This is a genomic window from Aquaspirillum sp., from assembly GCF_055136605.1.
In genome coordinates, this window is record NZ_JBSQVP010000074.1 from 1 (window position 1) to 10,520 (window position 10,520).

General features: G+C 50.9%; 14 protein-coding genes. 2 read left to right on the top strand and 12 right to left on the bottom strand.

The features are described 5' to 3' along the window. The coding region (locus ACTBZS_RS10695; RefSeq protein WP_463044109.1) for a hypothetical protein at positions 1–206 on the top strand (206 nt) is incomplete at its 5' end. Between the two features lie 82 nt (positions 207–288). Here ACTBZS_RS10695 and panD read toward each other — a convergent pair. From panD to rpe, 9 genes are all read right to left on the bottom strand, one after another. After that, on the bottom strand, positions 289–669 hold the full coding sequence (panD, locus tag ACTBZS_RS10700) for an aspartate 1-decarboxylase (protein ID WP_460431343.1): 381 nt from the start codon (positions 667–669) through the stop codon (positions 289–291). A gap of 14 nt (positions 670–683) precedes the next feature. Beyond that, on the bottom strand, positions 684–1,517 hold the full coding sequence (panC, locus tag ACTBZS_RS10705) for a pantoate--beta-alanine ligase (RefSeq protein WP_460431342.1): 834 nt from the start codon (positions 1,515–1,517) through the stop codon (positions 684–686). A 48-nt stretch (positions 1,518–1,565) separates the two neighbouring features. Beyond that, complete coding sequence (gene panB / locus ACTBZS_RS10710; protein WP_463044110.1) at positions 1,566–2,354, bottom strand: 3-methyl-2-oxobutanoate hydroxymethyltransferase; 789 nt, start codon at positions 2,352–2,354, stop codon at positions 1,566–1,568. Between the two features lie 26 nt (positions 2,355–2,380). Next, on the bottom strand, positions 2,381–3,019 hold the full coding sequence (locus ACTBZS_RS10715; protein WP_460431341.1) for a deoxynucleoside kinase: 639 nt from the start codon (positions 3,017–3,019) through the stop codon (positions 2,381–2,383). A 77-nt stretch (positions 3,020–3,096) separates the two neighbouring features. Beyond that, a complete protein-coding gene (folK, locus tag ACTBZS_RS10720) occupies positions 3,097–3,588 on the bottom strand; it encodes a 2-amino-4-hydroxy-6-hydroxymethyldihydropteridine diphosphokinase (RefSeq protein WP_463044111.1) in 492 nt (163 codons plus the stop codon). Beyond that, complete coding sequence (gene pcnB, locus ACTBZS_RS10725) at positions 3,588–4,913, bottom strand: polynucleotide adenylyltransferase PcnB (RefSeq protein ID WP_460431339.1); 1,326 nt, start codon at positions 4,911–4,913, stop codon at positions 3,588–3,590. Before pcnB ends, folK begins: the two co-directional genes overlap by 1 nt. A gap of 96 nt (positions 4,914–5,009) precedes the next feature. Beyond that, complete coding sequence (locus tag ACTBZS_RS10730) at positions 5,010–5,681, bottom strand: phosphoglycolate phosphatase (RefSeq protein ID WP_463044112.1); 672 nt, start codon at positions 5,679–5,681, stop codon at positions 5,010–5,012. Positions 5,682–5,693: 12 nt separating this feature from the next. Beyond that, positions 5,694–6,479 carry an SDR family NAD(P)-dependent oxidoreductase gene (locus ACTBZS_RS10735; RefSeq protein ID WP_463044113.1) on the bottom strand — a complete coding sequence of 262 codons (786 nt, stop codon included), beginning with the start codon at positions 6,477–6,479 and terminating at the stop codon, positions 5,694–5,696. Next, positions 6,479–7,162 carry a ribulose-phosphate 3-epimerase gene (gene rpe / locus ACTBZS_RS10740; RefSeq protein WP_463044114.1) on the bottom strand — a complete coding sequence of 228 codons (684 nt, stop codon included), beginning with the start codon at positions 7,160–7,162 and terminating at the stop codon, positions 6,479–6,481. Before rpe ends, ACTBZS_RS10735 begins: the two co-directional genes overlap by 1 nt. Here rpe and ACTBZS_RS10745 point away from each other — a divergent pair. Continuing rightward, positions 7,161–7,400, top strand: a complete 240-nt coding sequence (locus tag ACTBZS_RS10745; RefSeq protein WP_463044115.1) for a hypothetical protein — start codon at positions 7,161–7,163, stop codon at positions 7,398–7,400. The genes rpe and ACTBZS_RS10745 overlap by 2 nt on opposite strands. A gap of 46 nt (positions 7,401–7,446) precedes the next feature. Here the strand turns inward: ACTBZS_RS10745 and ACTBZS_RS10750 are convergent, their stop codons facing one another. From ACTBZS_RS10750 to ACTBZS_RS10760, 3 genes are all read right to left on the bottom strand, one after another. Further along, positions 7,447–9,345, bottom strand: a complete 1,899-nt coding sequence (locus ACTBZS_RS10750) for a propionate--CoA ligase (RefSeq protein WP_463044116.1) — start codon at positions 9,343–9,345, stop codon at positions 7,447–7,449. 293 nt (positions 9,346–9,638) lie between these two features. After that, positions 9,639–9,947 carry a hypothetical protein gene (locus tag ACTBZS_RS10755; RefSeq protein WP_463044117.1) on the bottom strand — a complete coding sequence of 103 codons (309 nt, stop codon included), beginning with the start codon at positions 9,945–9,947 and terminating at the stop codon, positions 9,639–9,641. A 70-nt stretch (positions 9,948–10,017) separates the two neighbouring features. Continuing rightward, a partial coding sequence (locus tag ACTBZS_RS10760) for a hypothetical protein (RefSeq protein ID WP_463044118.1) occupies positions 10,018–10,520 on the bottom strand: 503 nt, incomplete at its 5' end.

Genomic DNA, 10,520 nt, shown 5'->3' on the forward strand with positions numbered 1-10,520 from the left:
AAAAAACGCTCGCGGAGCGCATTCATCGTTGTAGTTGCGGGGCTGAATGCAGCCGCGACGAAAATGCGGCGCGAGTGATGTTGAATTGGGCGCTGACAGCTAGCGCCTCCGGTCAGGAACTGGCCGAGGTGGGGAGCGGTGGACGTTTCGCCGTGCTGAGCCACGAAACTCACGCTGTACCGGCGCTAGCCGGTCAGCGGGAGTAGTTCATTAGCTTAGAGAAAAGTTCAAAGGGCATAAAAAAACTGCCGCATGTTTAACGCGGCAGTTTTTAGGCTCAGTAGCGAATTAAGCGCGCTGTGTGGCAACAGCATCCTCAAGCGCCACTTGCTGATTTTTTTCGTTCACAAACAACAACTTGGGCTTGTGATCGCCTAATTCAGCCTCTTCATACTGAGCAAAGCTAGCGATAATCAAAATATCGCCCACGGCGGCACGGCGTGATGCCGAGCCATTGACCGAAATAATCCCAGATCCACGCTCCGCTTTAATAGCGTAAGTCGCAAAACGCTCACCGTTGGTCACATTCCAAATTTGAATTTCTTCAAACTCACGGATATCAGCGGCTTCTAACAAATTTTCGTCAATCGCGCACGACCCCACATAGTGCAATTCGGAATGTGTGGTGGTAACGCGATGTAATTTCGATTTCAACATGCTGCGTTGCATGGGAGGCGACTTCCTTAAATAAAAACTTCGAGATTATCAATTAAACGTGGCTTGCCAAGACGCGCCGCAGCCAATATCACCAAGCGTTTTTCACCCGCATGGGCAATTTCTAAGGTATCCGCTTGGCGAATTTCGACATAATCCACCTGCCAGCCATGAGCAACCAAATCGGCCACTGCCGTTTGCTCTAGCGAAGCATAGTCATGTTCACCGGCCAACAAAGCATCACGAATCACACACAAATTGTGATACAGCCGCGAGGCCTTGGCACGCTCTTCTGCCGTCAGGTAACCATTGCGCGACGACAGCGCCAGCCCATCTTCTGCCCGTCCAGTGTCCACCGCCACAATCTCAACTGGAATGTTTAAGTCAGCACACATGGCGCGGATGATATGTAGCTGTTGGTAGTCTTTCTTACCAAAACAAGCGGCATCAGGTTGCACAATGTTAAACAGCTTGCATACCACTGTCGCCACGCCACGGAAATGGCCCGGGCGGAAAGCGCCACACAATTCATTTTGCACATGCGGCGGTTCGACATTGAAATCTTGTTTCACCCGTGGATAGAGCTCTTGCTCATTCGGGAAAAACAAAGCATCTGCCCCCGCAGTAATCAGCTTTTGACAATCATCGTCAAACGTACGCGGATAGCTGTTGAAATCTTCGCCTTGGCCAAACTGCAGACGATTGACAAAAATACTGACAATCACCCGTGCCGCACGCTGTTTTGCCGCAGCGACTAATTTCAAATGGCCTTCGTGTAAGTTGCCCATCGTGGGCACAAAAGCCACGCTCTCTTGCTCTCGCCGCCAAGCGCGGACTTCAGCAATCGTGTGAAAAATATGCATTGGAAAAAATCTTCAGAAAACTCAGAACGACTGAACACATCACACAGCTTAAAAACTATGTTCTGCAGCAGGAAAACTACCGTCTTTCACCGCCGTCACATAAGCAGCAATCGCAGCCGGAATCGCACCTGTATCCACCATAAAATCACGCACAAAGCGCGCTTTTTTACCCGGATAGATGCCAAGCATGTCGTACACCACCAACACCTGACCACTGCAGCCAACACCAGCACCAATGCCGATGGTAGGCACTGACAGCTGTTGTGTGACTTGCTCGGCAAGGGCAGCAGGGACCATTTCCATCAAAATCAGACTTGCTCCGGCGGCTTGTAAGGCGAGGGCATCTTGCAAGAGGCGTTCCGCCCCTTCTTCACCACGGCCTTGCACCCGTACCCCTAATGTGTTCACCGATTGTGGCGTGAAACCAATATGGGCACAGACAGGAATACCACGCTCCACCAAGAAGGCAACCGTCGGCGCCATATAGGCCCAACCTTCCAGTTTGACCATCTGCGCGCCGGCTGCCATCAATGCCGCCGACGCAGCAAAAGCTTGTTGTGGGCTTTGTTGATAGGCACCAAAGGGTAAATCTGCCACCACCATCGCCCGTTGCGCACCACGCGCCACTAGACGAGTGTGATAGAGCATGTCATCAAGGCTGACTGGCAAGGTTGAGTTTTGTCCTTGGATCACCATGCCGAGAGAATCGCCCACTAACAACATGTCCACGCCAGCTTCGTCCATCAGCTGGGCAAAGCTGGCATCGTAACAGGTCAACATCGCGATTTTTTCACCTGCCGCCGCCTGTTTTGCCAGGCTATGTACAGTGACTTTCATCCGCTCTCCGTTTTACCGTAGCATTATCAAATGCTCTTGTTGAAATAGCTTCTTGGCCCGCGCATCTCTTGGATACGGGCCAGCAGCAACTCGAAATCGTCGGGATTGGCGACAAAATCGATATTATCTGTATTCACGATCATCAGTGCCGCGCCATCATAGCTATGAAAATACTCGCTATAGGCCGTCACCACGGCTTTTAAATACCCATCAGGAAAATCCCGTTCATGCGGCAGCGCCCGTTGTGCAATCCGCTTGGCCAATGTCTCGGGAGAGGCTTGCAGATAAATCATTAAATCGGGCACCGGATGCATCGGCATTACCTTTTGCTGCAACGCACGATACAGAAGCCATTCTGGTTCTTCAAGCATCACTTGAGGCAAAAACACCTCGCGATTAAACGCAAAGTCGGCAATCCGTGGGATAAACGTCTCACTTTCTACCTGTGCCGTCAGTTCGCTCGCACACACACCGCGCTGTAATAAGAGGTGTAACTGATAGGGCAACGCATAGTGCCGCCGGTTTTGATAGAGGCCGGTCAGAAACGGATTTTGTTGACTGTCCTCGAGTAACAGCGACATTTGATAACGCTCGGCCAGCTTTTGTGCCAAAGCCGTTTTCCCTGCACCATGCGGGCCTTCAATGGCGATATAGCGATAGTTCATAACGGATGCTCGTGGTTTCCTTGCTCAGAATGAAAAGACATCGCAGGGCGCAAGCGCACAACGCCCAGCCGAAAAAGTTATAACGGGGTGATGTCTTGTCCTACAGCTGATTGCAAACAATTAGCCAAACATGCCGCTACCGTTTGTTGTTGTGAAGGTATCCACCAATCGGCAGCAATATCTGCCAATGGCATTAACACAAACAGACGCTCGTGCATACGTGGGTGCGGCAATGTCAATTTTTCTGTCAACATAACCGAATCGTCATACAACAGCAAATCTAAATCGAGCACCCTCGGCGCATTGGCAAAGGTACGCACACGGCCAAAGCGTTGCTCTATGGTGAGCAAGGCATCTAACAAAGCCTCTGCAGACAGCTGTGTCTCTACCCATGCCGCCGCATTCACAAAGTCGGGTTGGTCGGCATAACCAACGGGGGCAGTACGATAAAAACGAGATATGCCCCCAACGACGGTTTGTGGCAACTCAGCCAATGCCGCCACTGCCAATGTCAATTGCTGTGCTGGTTGATCGAGATTACTGCCCAAAGCAATCGCCGCTTTTGCCATTAGGCCTCCGCACTCGGTTTACGCCGCCGCCGTTGTCGTGGCCGCTTGCGTGGATGGCGTTCTTCACGAATCAACATCGATTGCTGTGTGGCTGGATCGGCAAATTGGAAGGTTTCCCACCATTGCGCCAATTCAGCATCGACTTCACCAGCCTCGGCCCGCAACACTAAGAAATCATAGCCGGCGCGGAAACGCGGATGTTCTAATAGCCGGAAAGGACGTTGGCCGCTGCGTTGTTCAAAACGCGGTTGTGTGGCCCAAATTTCGCGCATGGTGGCAGAAAAGCGGCGCGGAATCGCCAGTTGTTCATCTTGTTCGGCTTCAACATCGCTCATGGCCAAAAACAGTGCCGGTGTGGATTTTTCACCTTGCTCTTGAATCGTCTGCCAACGAACACGGACTTGATGCCACAACAAAGCTGCCAGCAAGAAACCAACCGAGACGGGTTTATCTTGTTGCACCCGCGAGTCGGTGCTTTCTAATGCCAAACGAACGAACTCATGTCCCACTTCATCATCAATGCCAATCGCATCCAGCAGCGGAAAAATACCGTGATGCAGGCCTTCGCTACGCAAACGCCGAATACAGGCGTAGGCATGGCCAGAAAACATCATCTTCAGCATTTCATCAAATAGCCGTGCCGCTGGCACATTCCGCAATAAACCCGCCAATTCAGCGATGGGCTTGCGGGTATTGTCATCAATTTCTAAACCCAACTTCGCCGACAACCGCACTGCACGCAATAAACGCACGGGGTCTTCGCGATAGCGTTGGGTTGGGTTACCAATCATCACCAGCTTTTGCTGTTTAATATCACGCACGCCGTGGTGATAGTCGATGATGGTTTCGTCAGTGGGATTAAAGAACAGCGCATTTGCGGTGAAATCACGGCGGCTAGCGTCTTCTGCCTGCGAACCGAAGACATTGTCGTGCAAAATTCGCCCTTGGGCATCGGTTACCGATTCTTGCCCACCACGAAAAGTCGTGACTTCAATCACTTCCCGTTCTAGCGTAACGTGCACAATCCGAAACCGGCGGCCAATAATGCGCGAACGGCGAAAAAGGTGATGAACCTGCTCTGGTGTGGCGTTAGTCGCGACATCAAAATCTTTTGGTGTCAGTCCCAATAAGGCATCTCGCACCGCACCGCCGACGATAAAAGCCTGAAAACCCGCTTGTTGTAAGGCAGCGACGACTTTTAGCGCTGGTGAGCTCATTTGATCGCGCCGGATACCATGTTGGGCAAACGGGATCACTTTGGGCCGAGCCTTGTGCTCACCCGCAAGGGGCAAGCGCAATACTCGGCTGATTAACTTACGAATCATGCATGTTTGCGTCGTCCTGTGTTATCACACGAGATAACCACAGCGGCGACGCTCCTCCTTACAGCACAAAATAGGGTGAAAAAATCCGTTGGGGGCTCAGTCTGGCAACAACGCCAGCAACTCAGTTAACGAAGAAACGACCTGATCGGCGGCGAGGGCATCGACATCAGCCGCGTAGCCATAGTCCACCGCCACCACCGGACAACCAGCGGCACGAGCTGCCAGCACATCGTTTTTCGAATCCCCCACCATCAGCATGGCAGCGGGGTCAAGACCAAAACCTTCGGCACACGCCAGCAATGGCGAGGGAGAGGGTTTCTTTTCGGTCAGGCTATCACCGCCCCAAACTTGTTGAAAATAGGTGGCAATCCCCACCGCTTGCAATAGTGGTTCGGTAAATTGCAAAGGCTTATTGGTAATCACGGCTAGGGGTAAACCCTTGGCGTGTAAAGCCTGCAGTGCAGCCAATACCCCCGGGTAAAGTTCGGTGTGAGCACTGACACAGGCGAGATAAGCTTCGGCAAACACCGTCATCGCCAGCGCGTGCTGCGGATGATCGTAAGGTGTTGCCTGACTATCGCCTGCCAATGTTCTCGCCACCAACATCGCCGCACCATCGCCGACAAAGCGGCGGATAGCGGCCTCGGGCAATGCCGCTAATTCAAAGTGTTGGCGCACCGCATTTGCAGCAATGGTTAAATCAGGCAAGCTATCGACCAGCGTACCGTCTAAATCAAAGGCAATTGCCTGAATTGGCATCGGGCTCATGATTATCCTTTTCTATTCCAACGCGGAAGCGGTCGATAACATAATATCGCGCAAATCTAACACCGCCGTTTCACCGAAAGCCGCATGGTGTAGCCACGCAGCAACACGCTGGGCAGCTTCAGCAGGGCTTTGTAAGCGCCCTTCTTGTTTCAAGCTGACAAATCGTTCGCGTTGTGGAAACTGTTGACTGTCTGCCGCCCGAATTTGCTTTTGCATATCGGTATCAATCACCCCCGGTGCCAACGCACAAACCCGCGCCCCTTCTTGCACCATGATTTGCTCAAGGGCGACAGTACGGGCAAATTGGTCGAGTGCGGCTTTGCTTGCACCATAGACACTCCAACCCGGATAGGGATGATGTGCTGCACCAGAGCTGATAAACAATAGCCGCCGGTCGGGAATACCGACTGTTGCACGCAAAAAAGCATCGGTCAGCTGCATCGGCGCACTGACATTCAGCGCGATGGAACGCGCCACCCAAGTGGGGTCTTGCCACTGTCCGGCAAACGCCATCGGATCAAGGGTGCCAGCATTGTGTATCAGATAACAGCGTGTACGAGGTTTGACGGCCAATTCATGCAAGGCTGCTGCCACCGTTTGAACCCCACTGGCAGTGCTTAAATCCGCCGCGATCTGCTCGGTAATTGCCCCTTTTTGCTGGGCCTGTTGTACGAGCTCTGCCGGCAACCCCTCACGAGCAATGCCGACCAATTGCCGTTCAGACGCGGCAAGGGCAGTGAATAAGGCCGCGCCCAAGCCACGCGATGCACCAGTGATGATATAAACGGCAGCGGTCATCAGGCAACCGTCGCTAACTGTGCCCGCATAGCAGCGATAGTGGCCGCATAGTCGGGGGTGTTAAAAATCGCTGAACCTGCAACAAAGGTATCTGCGCCAGCAGCGGCAATCTCGGCGATATTGTCAATCTTCACACCACCATCGACTTCTAACCAAATTTGGCGGCCAGTTTCCTGATAATAGGCGTCTAAGCGAGCGCGAACTTGGCGCAATTTACCCAAAGTGGAAGGAATGAAGCTTTGGCCACCAAACCCCGGATTCACCGACATCAACAACACCATATCAAGTTTATCCATCACATAGTCGAGGTAATGTAATGGCGTAGCAGGGTTGAAGACCAAGCCAGCACGACAGCCGTGATCGCGAATTAACGACAAGGTGCGGTCGATATGCGCCGACGCTTCCGGATGGAAGGTGATTAACCCTGCCCCAGCTTTAGCAAATTGGGCAGCCAAGGCATCCACCGGCTCTACCATCAAATGCACATCAATCGGGGTCTGCCCACAATGAGGTTTAATCGCCTCACACACAAGCGGCCCCACGGTTAAATTAGGGACGTAGTGGTTGTCCATCACATCGAAGTGGATCAGATCGGCACCTGCCGCAATCACGGTCTCCACTTCTTGCCCCAAACAGGCGAAATTGGCAGACAACAAACTGGGTGCAATACGGAAAGAAGACATGCAAACTGCTCTCAAGAAAGTGCGCCAGCTAGCACACAGTCCTTTTCCTGTGTCTAACACAGCAACATGGCTGTGTAATGGACAGGCTTCACATTCCCGACTGTATCTGGAACCCTTCCAAGTACAGCGCCGCCGTTACCGGACGGACTCACCACGGGTAGGGCAGTTAGGGTTGCCAGCCATTTCGAAGTGGTGCGGCGCGATTCTAACGCAAAAAAACAAGCGTTCGCCTATTTAATAGACGAACGCTTGCAATGTTAAATGACTAATTTTTGTGGAAAGTTTTATTTCACGATGGCTTGGCGAATTTGCTCAATGCCGGTCATATCGTCCAAAGTGGTCAAATCACCTGGATCGCGACCTTCAGCAATCGCTTGAATCGAACGGCGCAATACCTTGCCAGAACGGGTTTTTGGCAACTGGCTAACAAAGTGCACTTGTGCTGGGTTGGCAATCGCCCCCAGTTCACTGCCGACTTTGCTAATCACTTCTTTTGCCAATTCCGCACGACGGACTGGGTCATCCAAATCCGCCGGATTTTTGACCACAGCAAAGGCAACAGGCACTTGTCCCTTCAACGCATCTTGCACCCCAACCACGGCCACTTCCGCAATGGCACTGTGACCAGAAACCGCCTCTTCAATCTCGCGAGTACCAAGGCGATGGCCGGCAACGTTAATCACATCATCGGTACGGCCGAGGATGAAGTAATAGCCGTCTTCGTCTTTAATCCCCCAATCAGAGGTGGAATAGGCCAGCACATTGTTGAAAGAAGAGAAGTAAGTATCCACAAACCGCTGATCTTGTCCCCAAATGGTACTCAGGTTGCCGGGGGGCATTGGCGGCATAATCACCACCACACCTTTTTCACCCGCACCGACTTCTTCACCTGTGCCTTCGTTCAGAATTTTGACGTTATAACCATAAGCAGGGAAGCTTGGGCTACCGCTCTTAAGCGGTGTTTTTTCCACCCCTGGTACAGCGGTCAGAATTGGCCAGCCGGTTTCGGTCTGCCAATAGTTGTCGTACACCGGTACGCCGAGTTCACTGGTAATCCACGTCGAGGTTGGCTCATCCAACGGCTCGCCAGCAAGATAGAGGCCGCGCAAGGTTGAACAGTCATATTTCTTCAGATAGGCAGGGTCTTGTTTTTTCAAGACGCGCAATGCCGTCGGTGCGGTGAACATCACACTGACTTTGTATTTCTCAACGATTTGCCACCAGATACCCGGATCAGGACGAATCGGCAAGCCTTCGTAGACCACCGTTGCCATACCGGCAATGAGTGGGCCATAGACGATGTAAGAATGGCCCACCACCCAGCCAATATCCGACGTCGAGAAGAAGGTTTCACCCGGATTGCCACAGTAGATATGGCGCATCGAAGCAGCCAACGCCACCGCATAACCGCCGGTATCCCGTTGCACACCTTTCGGCTTACCGGTAGTGCCGGAGGTATAGAGGATATAACTTGGGTGGTTAGACTCTACCCATTCACAGGCTGGACGCGCATCCATGTGTTTGGCGCGCAACGTGGCGTAGTCAACATCGCGCATTTGCACAATGTCCATCTCAGGATCAAGACCACGATTGACCAATAACACACGGTCGGGCTTGTGTTCTGCCAGCTCTAAGGCTTTGTCTAACAGTGGCTTGTAAGGCACCACCTTACCGCCACGCATACCCGCGTCAGTCGAAATCACCACTTTAGGCTGAGCATCATCAATCCGTGTCGCCAAGCTATGCGAGGCAAACCCGCCGAAGACCACCGAATGAATGGCCCCTAAACGCACGGTTGCCAACATGGCAAAAATGGCTTCTGGCACCATCGGCATATAAATCAGCACGCGGTCGCCTTTGCCCACACCTAAAGTCTGCAAAATCGCTGCCGTACGGCAGACTTCTTCGTGCAGCTCGCGGAAGGTGTAGTTTTTTTCAACGCCGGTTTCTGTCGAAATATAAATTAAGGCGTTTTGGTCGGCACGGTCGGCCAAATGGCGATCGACTGCGTTATGACACAGATTGGTTTCGCCCCCGACAAACCAATCACGGAATGGGGGGTTACTGTAGTCCAAGGTGTTTTGATACGGGGTGTGCCAGTCGATCAAATTGGCTTGTTCAGCCCAGAATGATTCGGCCTGTTCAATCGACCGGCGATGAAACGCTTGGTAGCTTTCGCTCATGAAACTCTCCTCCATAAAAACGGACAAAGGTGCTTTTTTATTGGCTTGTTATATTTTTGGGGTATTAGATTATCTCGTGTTAATCCCCATTAGCAGCACCTTGACCAAGCAGTTGCTTGGTACAGCGCGAACAATACCGTTTTCATGTGGAAAAAAGCAATAGCCTAAGGCACATAATTAAAGATGGAAGCTGGCCACGTTTTGATTCAGCAGTTTTGCCAACTGTTGTAAATCCACCTTTTGGGTTTATAGTCAAATAAACCGATTTTGCCTTACCTGCCATTTTGTGCCTTTCAAGCTGTTAACCAATTGTCACTGTCTCTATATTCTATAGATTCATTGCCGTCATACTCTGTTACTTTAAACTGAGCTCCTACAGGAACCCACTCTACCTGTAATGAGTCCATGCCTCCAGCATATATTTCTGGATACTTTAGCTCTACATATACCTTGAGTTCGTCCCAACGTTCTGTTTCTACATATTTTACTATAGTTGGGTCAAAAACAATTTCTGGATATTCTGTGTTCCAAGTATACCATCCTGCCCCAAATCCTGGAGAATATACGATTCCTACTTTTCCATTTTCTATTAACTTGTTCATGTTTAACATTCTAAATCAATGTGACGACCTTTGTCTAAATCTAAACGAAGATTTCTGCTTACTCGTTCTGCTATAACTTGATCGAGTCTGCGTTCTTCAATCTTTTTGCTGTAGTCTTGTTCTCGTTGTTTTTCCAAACGTTTCTGGCAATCAGAGCCTTCACGTGTGTTTTTATGAATGCTTTGGATTTTTGAAAATCCCTCTCCGAAAACTTCACCTGATTTTTCGTCCGCATGGCTTTCATGTCGGTGAGCATTTTATCATCGACTTGGAAGTTTTTAAGAAAAGTATTAAATCCCATGGCCTGCAGCTTGGCCGTATTCTGAACCGTGTAGTTTAGACTATATTCTCTAAAGATGTTTTTTGCGAACATTTCCACCAAATATGCCGTATAATAAGTTGTATCCTGAGGTACAAAAACATCAGGAGTCACGCCTCCGCCGCCATAAACCGTACGGCCACCTTTGGTTTTAAACTTCAGTTTTTGATTGGCTTTTATGCTGTCTTTGACAAACAACTCCTTGCTAGCGTAACGTTTATGCATGTCTTCCATGTAATCCTCAGACTTGCCCA

What these genes read in the sequence shown, in the direction of transcription:
- folK (WP_463044111.1), bottom strand. Translation starts at nt 3,588, where the DNA reads ATGGCAAAAGCGGCGATTGCTTTGGGCAGTAATCTCGATCAACCAGCA.
- panC (WP_460431342.1), bottom strand. Translation starts at nt 1,517, where the DNA reads ATGCATATTTTTCACACGATTGCTGAAGTCCGCGCTTGGCGGCGAGAG.
- pcnB (WP_460431339.1), bottom strand. Translation starts at nt 4,913, where the DNA reads ATGATTCGTAAGTTAATCAGCCGAGTATTGCGCTTGCCCCTTGCGGGT.
- panB (WP_463044110.1), bottom strand. Translation starts at nt 2,354, where the DNA reads ATGAAAGTCACTGTACATAGCCTGGCAAAACAGGCGGCGGCAGGTGAA.
- rpe (WP_463044114.1), bottom strand. Translation starts at nt 7,162, where the DNA reads ATGTCTTCTTTCCGTATTGCACCCAGTTTGTTGTCTGCCAATTTCGCC.
- ACTBZS_RS10745 (WP_463044115.1), top strand. Translation starts at nt 7,161, where the DNA reads ATGCAAACTGCTCTCAAGAAAGTGCGCCAGCTAGCACACAGTCCTTTT.
- ACTBZS_RS10750 (WP_463044116.1), bottom strand. Translation starts at nt 9,345, where the DNA reads ATGAGCGAAAGCTACCAAGCGTTTCATCGCCGGTCGATTGAACAGGCC.
- ACTBZS_RS10735 (WP_463044113.1), bottom strand. Translation starts at nt 6,479, where the DNA reads ATGACCGCTGCCGTTTATATCATCACTGGTGCATCGCGTGGCTTGGGC.
- ACTBZS_RS10755 (WP_463044117.1), bottom strand. Translation starts at nt 9,947, where the DNA reads ATGAACAAGTTAATAGAAAATGGAAAAGTAGGAATCGTATATTCTCCA.
- panD (WP_460431343.1), bottom strand. Translation starts at nt 669, where the DNA reads ATGCAACGCAGCATGTTGAAATCGAAATTACATCGCGTTACCACCACA.
- ACTBZS_RS10730 (WP_463044112.1), bottom strand. Translation starts at nt 5,681, where the DNA reads ATGAGCCCGATGCCAATTCAGGCAATTGCCTTTGATTTAGACGGTACG.
- ACTBZS_RS10715 (WP_460431341.1), bottom strand. Translation starts at nt 3,019, where the DNA reads ATGAACTATCGCTATATCGCCATTGAAGGCCCGCATGGTGCAGGGAAA.